The following is a 15,500-nucleotide window of genomic DNA, read 5'->3' as shown; positions in this document are numbered from 1 at the left end:
CGCCTCCTCGGTCAACGCGTGCACCTGATCGTTGTACGCTTCATATGCCGGGCTTTCCAGCCAGAAGGTCATCGCCGTCTCGGGAAAAACGATGAAATCGGGATCCTGGGGCACTATCGACCGCGTCAGATCCCGGTACACGTCCACGGTACGCTGAAGCTCTTCTTCCGACCACTTTATGCCCTGTTCCTTGCTGCCCTGGACCACGGCCACTTTCACCGGGGGGGTCATCCGCTCCAGGGCGCGTGCCTGGGAAATCGACCACCAGCCGTACCCCGTCGCGCCGATCAGGACCAGCCAGGCCAGCGCCATGGCGATCACCGGCGCGCGCCAGGCGGTGCGCTCGCGAAGGGCGATGAAGACCATGGCCAGCGTAGCGTTCAACAGCATGACCAGGAAGCTCACGCCGTACACGCCTGTGAAATTCGAAATCTGTATGACGGGTAGGACCAGGTACTGCGAGTAACCCAGCAGTTCCCAGGGGAACCCTGTGAATAAATAGGTCTGGATGTATTCCAGCGCCGTCCACAGGGCGGCCGCGAACAACGGGAATAGGGGGGACTTCCAGTCGGCCCGGGCAGCATACAATCCGAAGATGAAGGCGTACAGGGCGATGACGAGGGCCACGCCCGCCATGCTGACCAGGCCCAGGGCCAGGTTCAGGCCCCCGAAGTTCATGACGGTTTCCCGGATCCAGTACACCTTGGCGACGCCTGAAACGAAGGCGAAAACCAGGGAGATCAAGGCCACTTTGGACAAGGACCCGTTTCGTCCGGCGTCGTGCAACGCGATCATGACCGGCACGAAAGCGACCCAGGCCAGGGGCCACAAGTCGAATTTGGGTATGCTCAGGTAGATGAACAGGGCGGAACAGAGGGCGAGCCCGAAACCGGCGATCGGCGTTGTGACGTGAAGTCGCTGCAGCAGGACCATGGAGGTCATCTCTAGGGGGGATTCATGGGTCGTTTTACGTGACTGAAATCAACACGCATTTCGGGAGGCTGTCAACTTAAAGTAGCGGCGCAAAGCCGGTATGCCGGAGCCAAAGTGGTTGACCGTTCGCCGTGCCGGCATCTACATTTCAGCCGTCTCCGCGCCGGTGTTTTCCGGCCGGCGATTCCTTGCCGGCGATTCCTGGCTGGCGTCTCCCGGCCGGCGATTCATGGCCGGCGTCTCCCGGCCGGCGATTCATGGCCGGCGTCTCCCGGCCGGCGATTCCTGGCCGGCGTCTCCTTGCCGGCGATTCCTGGCTGGCGTCTCCCGGCCGGCGATTCATGGCCGGCGCCAGACGCTGCCGTAAGAACCTGCCGACTTTACGGAGACAGGATCCGGATTGAAGTTTAGACAGCAGGCACGATGGCAATCAGCAGGCAGGATGACAATCAGCAGGCAGGATGACAGTCAGCAGGCAAGATGACGGGGAGTCTTTAGCACTTGGACGCCTTGCGAATGGCCGTGATCGGCGTTGGACGACTCGGTGAAGCCCACGCCAGGGTGCTTGCGGGCATGCCCGGTGTGCGGCTATGCGGCGTGTATGACGTACGCGGAAAACGGGCGGATGAGGTCGCCCGTCGATACGGCACGACAGCGTTCGACAGCCTGTCGCGCATCGCGGAGGAAGCAGACGCGGCCACCGTGGTCGTGCCCACCACTGCCCACTGCGAGGTGGCGTCGTTCACCCTTGCTCAGGGCTTGCATACCTTCGTTGAGAAACCGATCGCCGCGACCGTAGCGGAAGCCGACCGGCTGATCGATCTGTCGGAATCCCGGGACCTTGTGCTTCAAGTCGGACACATCGAGCGGTTCAACGGCGCTTTCCGGGCCCTCGAAGGCATGGACATCGCCCCCGGGTTCATCGAAGCGCATCGCCTGGCCTCCTTCGACCCCAGGGGAACGGACGTGTCCGTCGTCCACGATCTCATGATCCACGACATCGATCTCATCCTGCGTCTGGTCCGTTCTGATCTGGAGTCGGTGGACGCCACGGGCGTCGCCGTAATTTCCGACCAGGTGGACATCGCTAACGCCCGAATGCGGTTTGCCGATGGATGCGTGGCCAACGTCACGGCCAGCCGTATCTCGCTGAAGAAAATGCGTAAACTGCGGATCTTTCAACGCGACCATTACGTTTCGATGGACTTCCTGGCGGGCGAGAGCGAGATTTACCGGCTGATCGACGATCCCGGACAGGCCGGAGCACGGGGACTGAAGATCCCCGTAAACACCGGCGATGGACGCGTCCGCCATATCACACGGCAGAAGACCTCGAAGGACCGGAGCGAACCGCTTGAATCCGAACTCGCCTCCTTCGTCGCGGCGGTGCGCGGCGACACGCCGGCGCCCGTGACCGGTTTCGACGGCCGCGAAGCCCTGCGCGTCTCCCTGGCGGTCATCGAACAGATTGAAGCCGGCAGCCGGTAACGCCAGCGAGCGCCGAACGGACCAGCATCCCCGCGCATCGAGGAAGCGAAGCCCGCACCAGCCTGCAGACCGGACATTAAACACCGAGGAGGTTCAGCTTCAGCATGGATATCCGCGCCGCCGTCTTCGCGGCTCGAAGCTATACGCCCATCCCGCTCCTGGCCGCGGTCCTGATCATGGCCGAACCCGGCCCGAGGACCTTCATCGCCGGTGGGCTGCTGGTGCTTATGGGGGAATCCATTCGCCTGTGGGCCGTGGGTTACGCGGGCTCCGCCACCCGTACCCGCCACGTCGGAGCGCCATCGCTCATCACCAACGGACCCTATGGCCGGGTACGCAATCCACTGTATGTCGGCAACTTCGTGCTGAGTCTCGGCCTGTGCGTCATGGCCTGGGCCTGGATGCCCTACATGATCGGGGTCTTCATTGCCGCCTTCGGAATACAGTACGGTCTCATCGTATCGCTGGAGGAGGAAAGCCTGCGGAAGACATTCGGTGCGCAATACGTAGCCTACCTCGCGGCGGTACCCCGTTTCCTGCCCCGAATCACTGAATACACCGCGGGAAAACCGGCGCTTTATGATTTCGGCGCCGCCCTGCGCAGCGAGAAACGGACCTTCCAATCCACGGCTGTGGTGGTAGCCGCCATCGCCGCGCGCTGGTATTGGGGCTAGTCCGGGTCGGACCAGGTGGGCATTACCGGTTTGTTTCCGTTCGGCTGATGCCGTTCAGGGACCGTTCATGGATCGTGCACCGAAGGGGATCGCCGTTTTGCTCGGGATGACGGGGCGACGCCGGGTCCGCCAGGCCCGCTGATCCAGTCGGGTCAGTCGAATCCGTCGGGTCTACGCGGTCCGACTGCTCCTCCGAATCGGCAGCGGCGCCGGCGCTTTTCCGCTTGTCGGGCAGCTTCTGGACGCTTACGCCCGTGGTCCCATGTAGCAGACTGAGCAAGGCGACAAGTACCACGAGGAGGACGACCGGCCACCAGGGTACGTTCGACAGCATCCGCATCGAGTCCGGTCCGGAATGGAACAGCAAACCGTAAAGCAGGATGGGACCGAGGATGATCAGCAAGGCAACGCCTACGACGCAGACCACCTGGGACCAGGCCGGATTGCGCTGAAGAAAACGCGTTATGCTCGATACTCCGTGTGCTCTTTTCATGGGTCGTTTCCGTGTAACGAACGTGTACATTGGCATCCGTTTCCCATCTCTCACCGGGGTGGATGCACATATGTTCAAAAAGCCAATCGTTAGGGCCAGGTGAAGGTTCGCCGGGGCCGGAAAGCGCGGCGGTGCACGCGCCGGATCACACTGCCGAACACTCGCCGGCTAGCAGGCGGGAACCTCTTGACAATCCCGATCCCCGCGTCTACTGTAACAGGTCGAACCTGACGACAATCTCTTGAACGACTTTCGGCAACTCGCCATTGCATTGAGGAATACGTGACTCGCACCGCCACGGTAACGCGCGAAACCCTGGAAACACGCATCGAACTGACCCTGACCCTCGAGGGCGAAGGCCGCCTCACCGGAGAAACCGGCATCGGATTCTTCGACCACATGCTGGGCAGCTTCGTCAAGCACGGCGGTTTCGACCTCGATCTTTCCTGCACCGGCGATCTGCATATAGACGATCATCACACGGTGGAAGACTTGGGGATCTGCCTGGGACAGGCCATCGCCCGGGCGATCGGCGACGGATCCGGCATTACGAGATTCGGCCACGCCTACGCCCCCCTGGACGAAGCGCTTGCTCGGGCCGTCTTCGACGTAAGCGGCCGCGCCCACCTGGAATTCGACGCCGATTTCTCGCGGTCCTCGGTCGGCGATTTCAGCACGGAAATGGTGCGGGAGTTCTTCGGGGCCCTCGTGCATCACGGACGCGTCACCCTGCACGTCACCCTGCTCTCCGGCGTGAACGCCCATCACCAGGTCGAGGCGGTCTTCAAGGCGGCGGCCAGGGCGCTGCGCCAGGCCGTGGCGATGGACGAACGGGTATCCGGCGTGCCGTCCACCAAGGGCAGTCTCTAGCCGCCATAGCATACGCGAGTAACCATGCACATCGACGAGCTGGACACTCCCGCCTACGTGGCCGACCTGGACCTGATGGAACGCAACATCGCGTCCATGGCGGAGCACTGCCGGAATCTCGACATCGGCCTTCGATGCCATACCAAGAGCCATAAAATCCCGGAAATCGCCCACCGGCAGGTCAAGGCCGGCGCGATCGGCATTTGCTGCCAGAAACTCGGCGAGGCCGAAGTCATGGCCGCCGCCGGTATTGAGAACATCCTGATCCCCTACAATATCGTCGGTCCCCGCAAGGTGGAACGCCTGACCCGTGTCGCCAAACGGACCGAGATCATCGTGGCCGTCGATGACGAAATCACGGCCCGCGGCATTTCTGCCCAGGCCGAAAAAGACGGCTGCCGGGTCAACGTGATCATCGAACTCGATACGGGCACACAGCGTTGCGGTGTGCAGTCGCCCGAAGCGGCGGAATCGTTGGCCGAACGCATCATGGACCTCCGTGGGCTCGTCTTCAAAGGCGTCATGGTCTTCCCCAGCCATCCCGAGGCCAGGGATTTCCTGGCGGAAACGATCGAACGGATCACCGGGAAGGGGATCCCACTCGAGATCATCAGCGGGGGCGGCACCGGTGGCGAAGAAAACTCCAAAGATATGGGCTGCACCGAGACCCGCAGCGGGTCCTACATCTGGGAGGGGATGAGCCGCATCGGCAACTCGGGCATGCTCAACCCTGAACGTTGCCCCTGCCGCATGATCTGCACCGTGGTGAGCGCACCGACCCCGGACCGCATCATCATCGACGGCGGCATGAAGACCTTCGCCAGCTATCCGCCCACGCCCTACGGCCATATCATCGAACATCCCGAAGCGGAGATCTACGGCATGTCGGTGGAACACGGCCACGTGGACGTGTCCCGCTGCGACCACCGGTTCAAGGTCGGCGAGCGCCTGTCGGTCATCCCCCTGCACCAGGAGATGGCCCTCAACCTGCATGACGAGCTCAACGGCGTCCGGGGCGACCAGGTGGAAGTCATCTGGCCCGTGGCCGGCCGGGGCCGTGTCAAGTAAACCCTGTCCGCCTGGATAAAAACGGTCATTCTGGTTAAACACAATCCGTCAGGATAAATGCAATCTGTCTGGATAAATACAATATGACTGGATAAACACAGTCCGTCTGGAAGGAGTACCAGATGTCCATTAATGGAGTAAGGGAAGTATGGAAGAGCCGCCTGGGGCTGATCATGGCCATGGCCGGCAACGCCATCGGCCTGGGCAATTTCCTGCGGTTTCCCGTGCAGGCGGCCGCCAACGGCGGCGGCGCCTTCATGATCCCCTATTTCGTCGCCTTTCTGGTCGTGGGCATCCCCATGATGTGGGTGGAATGGAGCGTGGGACGGTTCGGCGGGAAGCACGGACACGGCACGACGCCGGGCATCCTGTACCGGCTGTGGAAACACCCGGCCGCCAAGTACATCGGCGTGCTCGGCATCGCGGCGCCGGTGGCCTTCGCCCTGTACTATTCCTACGTGCAGTCCTGGACCCTGGCCTACAGTTTCTTCTCCCTGACCGGCCAGTATTTCGGGATCTCCTCCCAGGAGGAGATGGGCGCGTTCCTGAGCAGTTTCCAGGGCGTCACCGATAGCGCTTACTTCAGCAGTGTCGCCACCGCCTACATCTTCTTCCTCATCAATCTCGGCATCGTCTTCTGGGTACTGAGCCGGGGCGTGGTAAGGGGCATCGAAACCCTGGCCAAGTTCGCCATGCCCATGCTGCTGATCTTCGCCATCGTGCTGGTAGCCCGGGTCCTGACTCTCGGGACCCCCGATCCAGCCTTTCCCGATCGCAGCGTCATGGCCGGTTTCGCCTGGATCTGGAACCCGGACCTCAGCCGTCTTTCCGAAGGCAGCGTGTGGCTCGCGGCCGCGGGACAGATCTTCTTCTCCCTCGGCATTGGCATCGGCAGCATGCAGTGTTACGCGAGTTACGTCCGCGCCCGTCAGGACGTCGCCCTCACAGGGTTGACCACCTCCATGAGCAACGGCTTCGCCGAGGTGGTGCTGGGCAGTTCCATCGCCATACCGGTTGCCGTGGCCTTCTTCGGCGTCACCGCCACCGAGGCGATCGCGACGGGCGGCTCCTTCGACCTGGGCTTTCAGTCCATGCCGCTGATTTTCCAGCAGCTCCCCCTGGGTCAATTCATCGGCACGCTCTGGTTCGGTCTGCTCTTCTTCGCGGGGATTACGTCGACGGTGGCCCTCACGCAGCCGCCTATGGCGTTCCTGCAGGACGAAATGGGCTGGCCGAGGAAAAAGGCAGCCCTCTTCGTGATCTCGTTCCTGTTCATCTTCGGCAACTTCATCGTCTTCAACATCGAGCACGGCGTCATCGACGAGCTGGATTTCTGGATCGGGACCGTGGGGCTGGTGGTCTTTTCCTTTCTCGAAATCATCATCTTCGCCTGGATATTCGGCATGGATAAGGCCTGGGAGGAGATCAACGAAGGCGCGGCCATCCGGATACCGCGGATTTTCTACTACATGATCAAGTACGTGACGCCGGTCTCGCTGGCGATTCTGCTCGTCGTGTGGACCTACCAGGCCGGTTTCGACCTGCTCCTGTTGCGCAACGCCAATCCCGAAGACATTCCTTACCTGCTGCTCACCCGGGGAATCATCGTCTTATTGATCCTGGTCGGCGTGCTGCAGGTACGGCGCGTTTCGAAGAACTGGAAATAACACTGTGGCAACGCCCGTGAGCGCGGTGAACGAAAACCACCAGAGCGTCGGCCTTCCTCGGGGTATCGTGCGCCTTAGTAGAAACGAGAATCCCCTCGGGCCTTCTCCCGGCGTCATCGAAGCGGTGAAATCGCGCAGCGATCAGATCAACCGCTACGAAGACCCCGACCATATCGACCTCTTCCGCAAACTGGCCGAACTGCACGGTGTACCGCACGACGAGAAGCTTTCGCTGCCTGGCCTGGATTCGGAGGATACCTGGATCCGCGTGGGCGACGGCGCCGAGCACCTGATGCACGCCATCGCGCGGGCCTTCCTCGCTCCGGGAGACGAGGTGGTCGAGCCTCATCCCGCCTTCGGTTTGATGGTCCGGTACGGGGAGGATATCGGAGCCCGGTCCGTGCGGACCACCCTGACGCCGCGGTACGAGTACGACCTGGATGCCATGGCCGCGGCCGTCAACGAACGGACCCGCATGGCCGTCATCACTAACCCGAACAATCCAACGGGCACCGTCGTCACCCACGACGCGCTGTCGCGCTTCATCGATGATCTGCCCGACCGCGTAATCGTCCTGCTGGACGAAGCCTACATCGACCTGGTGGAAGACGGCGCCTGCGCCGACGGCAGCGCCCTGGTTCGAGCACACGAGAACGTCCTCCTGGTGCGGACCTTCTCCAAGGGTTACGGCCTGGCGGGCTTCAGGCTGGGCTACGCCGTGGCCCAGCCCCAAATGATGGCGCGCGTCCGCCGGTTCCACGGGGGATCACCCAGCGCCCTGGTGCTGACCGCCGCCTGTGCGGCGCTTGACGATCCGGACCACGTGATCCGCTCCAGGAAGGCCGCGAGCGCGTCCAAGGCGATCTATTACGAGACGTGCGACGCCCTCGGGCTGGCGTTCGTCCGCAGCGAGGCGGCCTTCGTACTGATTGAAGTGGGTGACGCGAAAGCGGTGACGCAGGCGCTGGCCGAACGGCGCATTATCGTCATCAACGCCGAGGCTTCCTGGGGCATTCCAGGCATGATCCGCGTTTCCTACGGCAACGAGGCGGAAAGCCGGATCTTCACCGGGGCCCTGCGGGATATACTGGGCTGAAGTCTCCGGCCATGGCGCATATCCCGGCCCCAAGACGCGACACGCCGGTTCCGCCAAATCGAAACAAGATCAGAAAGGCACGCAATGGCCGTATCCGAACTGTGCTTCACCCCGGCGACTGATCTGGCCCGCATGATCCGCCGCAAGGACGTGTCCGTGACGGAGGTCATGGAGGCCCATCTGGCCCAGGTCGACCGGGTGAATCCCGCTGTGAACGCCATCGTCACCTATCATCCCGACCAGGCGCTGGACGGCGCCCGGAAGGCCGACGAGGCCATCGCGCGAAACGAGGCGCGGGGGCCCCTCTTCGGTCTGCCCATCGCCCACAAGGACCTGGTACTGACCAAAGGCGTGCGGACGACCTACGGTTCGCCGATCTTCCGCGATTTCGTACCGGGCCAGGACGAGCTGATCGTGGAGCGGCTGAAGAAGGCGGGGGCGATCTCCTTCGGCAAGACCAACGTGCCGGAGTTCGGCGCGGGTTCCCAGACGTTCAACCCGGTCTTCGGCGCGACGCTGAATCCATACGACACGACCCGGACCTGCGGCGGCAGCAGCGGTGGCGCCGCCGTGGCCCTGGCCTGCGGCATGCTGCCCATCGCCGACGGCAGCGACATGGGCGGTTCGCTGCGCAACCCGGCCAACTTCTGCAACGTGGTGGGGATGCGCTCCGCGCCGGGACGCGTGCCGCGATGGCCGTCCGTCAACGCCTGGGGCAGGCTCAGCGTCCAGGGTCCCATGGCCCGGACGGTGGCGGACGCCGCGCTCATGCTCAGCACCATAGCGGGACCCGATCCCCGTGCGCCCCTTGCGATCCGGGAGCCGGGACAGTCCTTCGCCATGCCACTTGAACGCGACTTCAAGGGGGTGAGCGTCGCCTGGAGCATGGACTTCGGTGGGCTGCCCGTGGATCCCGACGTTACCACGGCCATCGAGGCGAAGCGCGGGGTTTTCGAGGATCTGGGCATGACCGTCAAATCGGGCCAGCCCGATTTCGCCGAAGCCGACGAGGTGTTCAAGACGCTGAGGGCGTGGAGCTTCATCCAGGGATACGGCGACCTCCTCGAGACCCATCGCGACCAGATCAAGGACACGGTCATCTGGAACCTCGAAGCCGGATTCGCCCTGACGGGGCCGCAGATCGCCCGCGCGGAGGTGGACCGCACCACCCTGTACCACCGGGTCCGCAGCTTCATGGAACACCACGAGTTCATGGTCTTCCCCGTCAGCCAGGTCCCGCCCTTCGACGTGAATACGCCCTACCCCACGGAGATCGACGGCGTGCAGATGGAGACCTACATCGACTGGATGAAGTCGTGCTACTACGTCACCGTCACCGGGCTGCCCGCCATATCCGTTCCATGCGGATTCACGTCCTCGGGCCTTCCCGTGGGACTGCAGATCGTCGGACGGCACGAGGACGAACTCGGCGTCCTTCAACTCGCCCACGCCTTCGAACAGGCGACCCGGACCTGGAAGAGACGCCCGCCTGTGGTCGAGGCTTGAGCACATCCATGTCCACCAGGGCGGAAATCGTCATCTGCGGCGCGGGCATTGCCGGCGTGTCTGCCGCCTATCATCTCGTCGTTCGTCGCGGCGTGCGGAACGTCGTGCTCGTCGACGAACGGCCGCCGCTCTCCCTTACAAGCGCTTACGGGACCGAGGCGTACCGGAACTGGTGGTCCGATGCGCCCATGTTCCGGTTCATCAGCCGGAGCATCGACCTGATGGAGGAACTGGCGGCGGAAAGCGGGAACGCGGCCCGAATGAACCGCAGGGGCTACGTTTTCCTGACCGGCGACCAGCGCCGCATCCCGGTGCTTGAAAAAGAGGCGGAAAAAGTGGCCGGCCTGGGCGGCGGCGTCCTGCGCGTTCACCGCGACGGCGGATCCTACGAACCTTCCAAGCCGGAGGGATTGAAGCCGGATCTGACGGGCGCAGACCTCGTTCAGGATACGGAGACAATCACAAGGCTGTTTCCCTTTCTAGTGGACGACACGGCCGCCATGCTGCACGTGCGCCGCTGCGGCTGGATGGACGTCCCATCGCTCGGCCGGTGGATGCTCGACCGCATCGCCTCCGTGGGTGGCAGGATCGTCAGGGACAGGATCACGAGCGTCGCCACGCGGAACAACCGGATCACGGGCGTTAGAATGGAATCCGGAACGGTCCTCGAAACCGGAAAGCTCGTCCTCGCCGCGGGACCACTGATCGGGGAGGCCGGCCGGATGCTGGACCTGGATGTACCGGTATTCATGGAACTGCACGGCAAGATCATCGTGGAGGATACGGCCGGCGTCCTTCCGCCCGACGCGCCTATGTTGATCTGGACGGATCCGGTCGAACTGGTCTGGGATGGCGACGAACGACAGAGACATGCCGCCGATCCAGCCACCCGCTACCTCGTCGAACCCTTTCCCGCGGGACTCCACATCCGTCCCCGCTACCGGGACGGAAAGCAGACATTTCTGGGCATTTGGACCTATGACATCGCGCCACGAGAGGCGGTGTTCCCACTCGCTTTCGATCCGGCCTATCCGGTGATCGTCCTGCGTGGGCTCGCCCGGATGATCCCCGGCATGAAAGCGTATTTCGATACAGCGGATGCACTGACGGTCGACGGCGGCTACTACTGCAAGACCGCGGACAACCGGCCGCTGATCGGTCCGCTGCCCATCGAAGGCGCCTACATAGCTGGTGCGCTGTCCGGCTACGGCGTGATGGGTTCGCAGGCGGCGGGTGAACTGGTCGCCGCGCATGTGACAGGCGGGGATTTGCCGGACTACGCGCAATCCTTCTCTTTTAGTCGTTTCGACGGTCTTTCGGCCGCTGATATGGCCCACATGCGGAGTGCGACAAGCGGGCAGTTATGACTGGCCGGATCGCGGCGCATGTACCATGGGAATCCCGATGAACGCTTTGATGATCCAGGGAACGGCCTCGGGCGTCGGCAAATCGCTGCTGACCGCCGGATTGTGCCGGTTGCTCGCCCGTTCCGGGGTGAAAGTGGCTCCCTTCAAACCGCAGAACATGAGCAACGCGTCTTCCGCCTGTCCCTCCGGCGGCGAAATCGGACGCGCCCAGGCTCTGCAGGCCTTCGCATCGGGTATCGAACCCACCGTGGACATGAACCCCGTCCTGATCAAGCCGGAGGCCGACAACCTGGCGCAACTGGTCGTGGGCGGCAAGGTGCGTGGCAAGCTCATGGCCGGTCGGTTCAAGGAAGACCGGGGCGGACTGATGCCAGAAGTGCTGGCGGCGTTCGACCGGTTGCGCCATGCCCATGACTGGGTCGTCGTGGAAGGCGCGGGATCGCCGGCGGAACCCAATCTCCGCGAGGGAGACATCGCCAACATGGGTTTCGCCCGGGCGGCCGGTATCCCAGTATGGCTGGTCGGAGACATCGACCGCGGGGGCATTTTCGCCGCGCTGCTCGGTACGATGACGGCCCTGGAAGCGGAGGACCGCAGGCTCGTGGAGGCAATGATCGTCAATCGATTCCGGGGCGAAGCGTCCCTGCTGGGCGACGTATTCCAATGGCTCGAAACCCGGGCGGGCACGACCGTACTTGGTTGGCTACCGTACTTTCAGGATCTGGGACTCCCCGAAGAAGACACCCCCTACACGGGCATGGATCGTTCGCGGCGTGCCGCGATTCCCGGCGATGGCCTCAAGTTGCGCGTCGCCGGCATCCACTATCCGAGAGCGAGCAATACGGCCGACCTGGATCCCTTCCTGCACGACCCGAAGGTGGATTTTGCCTGGCTGCGCGACCCCTCGGAACTGACCGGGCCGCATGGATGGGACCTGGTCGTCCTGCCCGGCTCGAAGTCCACTTCCGCCGATCTCGAATGGCTGAGGGAGCGCGGCTGGCCCGCGGCCCTCGAACGGCACCTTCGATACGGGGGATGCTTACTGGGCATCTGCGGCGGGGCGCAGATGCTCGGGAGACGTATTCTGGATCCCAGGGAGATAGAAGGACCCGCCGAAACGGAAGGACTGGCCTGGCTGCCGATCGAAACCGAGATGCAACCGGACAAGCGGGTTCATCCGTTGACGGCCCGGGCAAAATGGCCTGCTGATTTGCCGTTCACCGGGTACGAGATCCGGCACGGACGAAGCATCGAGGATCCCGAGCTGTTCCCCTTCTGCGCACGCTCCGACGACGGTCAGGTGATGGGCACGTTCATCCATGGACTCTTCGATGAAGGGAAGTACCGGGGCGCGGTACTCGAATCCTGGCTGAACTGGACGAGCAGTTCCGAAGAGCATATCACGGTCCGGTGGAACCGCGACCTGGACCGGATCGCCGACGCCATGGCCGAAAACCTGGACCTTTCGCTCCTCGCGGGCAGAATCGGGGTCGGTCTGGGTTGAAGGGTTCCTGCCGGGTGATTTTGTATTGGTCCTGTACCGGGGCATTGGTATAATCTCTCAGTTCGGATTACATGCCATGTCCAGTTGGAATGCCATGTCCAAAGTAAACGCCGCGCCTCGCACTCTACGATAGGGTTGACTCGTCCTTTACGAGATCGGAGACAGCATGCCCGCACCGCCCGCACATGACTACGACCTGCTGATCAGGGCGGGCCGCGTGTTCTGCGAAGAAACGGGCCTGGATGGGCCGGGTGCCGTGGCAGTTAAAGACGGGCGCATTGCGGCGTCCGGACCTGGAGTGGACGGATCCGCCGCCATGACATTCGATTTTCCGGATGGAGTGGCGATGCCGGGACTGGTGGACCTGCACGCCCATCCGGCCCGGGGCGGATCGCGTTACGGTGTGGACCCCGACGCCCACTTCCTGCCCCGGGGCGTCACGACCGTCATGTCCCAGGGCGACGCCGGCGCCAGCAACTGGCCGGCTTACCGGGACCATGTGATCCGGGCATGCAGGACGCGGGTGATCCTCGCCATCAACCTGTCGGTTCACGGCGAATCCCATCCGGATGCGTGCTTCCCGGACCTGGAGGCCGCGGACGTGGAGGCCTGCGAGTCGGCCATCGAATCCGGAGGAGACGCCATCTGGGGCATCGCGGCCAATACGGGCCCCAGCAACCCCACGCCGCCCAGGGAGATCATGGATCGGGCCCTGGCGGCCTCCGAACGAACCGGCAAGCCCCTGCTGGTCGGCACGCGACTGTCCAGCGACTGGTCCCTCGACGACCAGTTGCCGCTGCTGCGCGCCGGAGACGTGGTCACCTACTGCTTCAACGATTTCCCCGAAAGCGTGGTGAAGGACGGAAGGATACGGTCCTGTGTCCGCGACGCCCGGGCACGGGGCGTCCTCTTCGACATCGGCCACGGCATGGCATCGTTCAGTTTCCCGGTCGCCGAGGCGGCCATCGCCGACGGGTTCCTGCCCGATACCATATCCACCGACCAGTACAGCCGACACGTGGGGAGCGACCCGCAACACGACCTGCCCCGGACGCTGTCTAAGCTGATCGCGGCCGGCATGGCGGAGCGCGACGCCTTCCTGCGGGTGACGAGCCGTCCCGCGGAAGTCCTGGGTTTGCAAGGCGAGATCGGCACCCTGCGTGCCGGCGCCTGCGGTGACGTGGCGGTGCTGCGCTGGAACGAAAACGCGCTGCCGTTGCGCGACGTGGACGGGGTGCAGCGTCCAGGCGGTTGCTGGGAACCCGTACTCACGGCCCGGGCGGGCATCGTATGACATCGGGCCGCAGAGCACAAATCAAGCGATTCCAAGCGGATCGGCAGGCAGTCTGAGACCGGTTGCACGCTTAAGGTCCATGCTAAACACGGGAGATACCAACATGGTATACGGATCGGGAGACTACACCTATGAACTTGTCGAGGGTTGGGGGGGCGGACCCGCCGGCCGTGACCTCGGCGTGGTATCTTCCATGGCCGTGGACTCGCAGGACCGCGTGCATGTGATCGACCGGGAACCGAATCCCGCCATCGTCGTCTACGACCGCGACGGCCGGTTCCTGTACGACTGGGGCCAGGACATCTTCAAGGTGCCTCACTCCCTCTGGATCAGCGACGACGACATCATCTACATTACTGAAGTTGAACTGCATACGGTCATGACGTTCACGCTCGAAGGCAAGATACTGTCCATGCTCGGTACGTACGGCAGGCCGGGTGAACTGGGCCAGCCATTTAACTCGCCCACCTGGGCGGTACTCGGCCTGGACGACGACCTTTATGTGACCGACGGCTACGGCCAGCACTACGCGCACCGCTTCACGACGGACGGGGAGCTGCGCTGTACCTGGGGCGGTCACGGCAGCGAGGCGGGACAGTTCGATACCCCCCACTGCGTCCGCGTCGACAGGGACGGCCGGGTCCTGATCGTGGACCGGGGGAACGCTCGGGTGCAGATTTTCGATGCCGAAGGCCGGTACCTCGAATCATGGGACCATCTGCTGGCCGCGAACGACCTGTATATCGACCGGGATGACATCGTTTATCTCGCCGAAGCGCCTGGAAGAGTCAGCGTCCTCAATCTGTACGGCGAGGTCCTGTCGCAATGGGGTAACCGGGATGAAAAGGATGGGGTGTTCGTGGACGCGCCGCATGGTATCTGGGTGGATACACACGGGGACGTCTATGTGTGCGAAGTCCCCTTCGCGCACAACCGGATTCAGAAGTTCCGGCGGGTGTAGGGGAATCTTTGATTTCGCGTTGTGGGACCGCAATCAGCGCGCAGTGGTTCAGTGGAAGGAGCAACTCCATGAAGGGCATCAGTCTCCTGCTGTTGGGTCTCGTGGTCGCTTGTGTGGCGGCCTGCGGAAACGATGAAGACAGTCCCGTTTCCACGACGCCTGATCAAGGCCCTTTCGACGACGCCCCTATGATCGGAAACGTCGTCTTCAGTCCCGGAGATGTCCGTTCCACCACGCAGTGGGGCACGGATGACTATGAACTCAATGCCGCCGCTGTCAGGGGAGATACACTCGCGGTTTCTGTGTCGTATAGTGGCGGATGCAGAGCGCACCGATTCACGCTCGTAGCCGCCGAATCCTTCATGGAGTCGGATCCCGTACAACTTGATATCGCTATCGCCCACGACGCCGACGGCGACCCGTGCGAGGCCTACCCTACGGAAGACTATCACTTCATCCTCGATCCGGTCAAGGCACGGTACAAAGCGTCGTATGGGTCCGGGCCGGGCACCATCGTCCTCGGGCTCGATCGCGCGCCGGGCGGACCACTCGTTTATACATTCGACTAGAGGTAAACAC

Annotated in this window: 14 protein-coding genes; 12 read left to right on the top strand and 2 right to left on the bottom strand. The window is 63.2% G+C overall.

The window, feature by feature from the left end:
• The coding region (locus tag OXH56_14825; protein MCY3556585.1) for a hypothetical protein at positions 1-942 on the bottom strand (942 nt) is incomplete at its 3' end.
• Between the two features lie 492 nt (positions 943-1,434).
• Between OXH56_14825 and OXH56_14820 the strand changes: the two genes are divergently transcribed.
• The gene (locus tag OXH56_14820) at positions 1,435-2,421 is read left to right on the top strand and encodes a Gfo/Idh/MocA family oxidoreductase (GenBank protein ID MCY3556584.1); all 987 of its coding nucleotides are present in this window, start codon (positions 1,435-1,437) and stop codon (positions 2,419-2,421) included.
• A gap of 104 nt (positions 2,422-2,525) precedes the next feature.
• Positions 2,526-3,095 carry an isoprenylcysteine carboxylmethyltransferase family protein gene (locus tag OXH56_14815; GenBank protein ID MCY3556583.1) on the top strand — a complete coding sequence of 190 codons (570 nt, stop codon included), beginning with the start codon at positions 2,526-2,528 and terminating at the stop codon, positions 3,093-3,095.
• Positions 3,096-3,117: 22 nt separating this feature from the next.
• Here the strand turns inward: OXH56_14815 and OXH56_14810 are convergent, their stop codons facing one another.
• Positions 3,118-3,588: a hypothetical protein gene (locus OXH56_14810; protein ID MCY3556582.1), complete on the bottom strand. Its 471-nt coding sequence runs from the start codon at positions 3,586-3,588 to the stop codon at positions 3,118-3,120.
• Positions 3,589-3,870: 282 nt separating this feature from the next.
• Between OXH56_14810 and hisB the strand changes: the two genes are divergently transcribed.
• From hisB to OXH56_14760, 10 genes are all read left to right on the top strand, one after another.
• The gene (gene hisB, locus OXH56_14805) at positions 3,871-4,458 is read left to right on the top strand and encodes an imidazoleglycerol-phosphate dehydratase HisB (protein MCY3556581.1); all 588 of its coding nucleotides are present in this window, start codon (positions 3,871-3,873) and stop codon (positions 4,456-4,458) included.
• A gap of 24 nt (positions 4,459-4,482) precedes the next feature.
• Positions 4,483-5,526, top strand: coding sequence for an alanine racemase (locus OXH56_14800; protein MCY3556580.1), 1,044 nt, complete (start codon positions 4,483-4,485; stop codon positions 5,524-5,526).
• A gap of 122 nt (positions 5,527-5,648) precedes the next feature.
• Positions 5,649-7,193, top strand: a complete 1,545-nt coding sequence (locus OXH56_14795; GenBank protein ID MCY3556579.1) for a sodium-dependent transporter — start codon at positions 5,649-5,651, stop codon at positions 7,191-7,193.
• Between the two features lie 4 nt (positions 7,194-7,197).
• On the top strand, positions 7,198-8,289 hold the full coding sequence (locus OXH56_14790; protein ID MCY3556578.1) for a histidinol-phosphate transaminase: 1,092 nt from the start codon (positions 7,198-7,200) through the stop codon (positions 8,287-8,289).
• A gap of 84 nt (positions 8,290-8,373) precedes the next feature.
• Positions 8,374-9,795: an amidase gene (locus OXH56_14785; protein MCY3556577.1), complete on the top strand. Its 1,422-nt coding sequence runs from the start codon at positions 8,374-8,376 to the stop codon at positions 9,793-9,795.
• Positions 9,796-9,803: 8 nt separating this feature from the next.
• Entirely contained in the window at positions 9,804-11,162 is a 1,359-nt protein-coding gene (locus OXH56_14780) for an FAD-binding oxidoreductase (protein ID MCY3556576.1), read from the top strand.
• A 37-nt stretch (positions 11,163-11,199) separates the two neighbouring features.
• Positions 11,200-12,666, top strand: coding sequence for a cobyric acid synthase (locus OXH56_14775; GenBank protein ID MCY3556575.1), 1,467 nt, complete (start codon positions 11,200-11,202; stop codon positions 12,664-12,666).
• Positions 12,667-12,832: 166 nt separating this feature from the next.
• Complete coding sequence (locus OXH56_14770) at positions 12,833-13,960, top strand: hypothetical protein (protein ID MCY3556574.1); 1,128 nt, start codon at positions 12,833-12,835, stop codon at positions 13,958-13,960.
• A gap of 103 nt (positions 13,961-14,063) precedes the next feature.
• Positions 14,064-14,921 carry a hypothetical protein gene (locus tag OXH56_14765; protein MCY3556573.1) on the top strand — a complete coding sequence of 286 codons (858 nt, stop codon included), beginning with the start codon at positions 14,064-14,066 and terminating at the stop codon, positions 14,919-14,921.
• A gap of 68 nt (positions 14,922-14,989) precedes the next feature.
• On the top strand, positions 14,990-15,490 hold the full coding sequence (locus OXH56_14760; protein MCY3556572.1) for a hypothetical protein: 501 nt from the start codon (positions 14,990-14,992) through the stop codon (positions 15,488-15,490).
• Positions 15,491-15,500 lie beyond the last annotated feature (10 nt).

The organism is Gemmatimonadota bacterium, from assembly GCA_026702745.1.
Classification (GTDB): domain Bacteria; phylum JAAXHH01; class JAAXHH01; order JAAXHH01; family JAAXHH01; genus JAAXHH01.
This window is presented reverse-complemented; position numbering and strand designations above follow the sequence as displayed.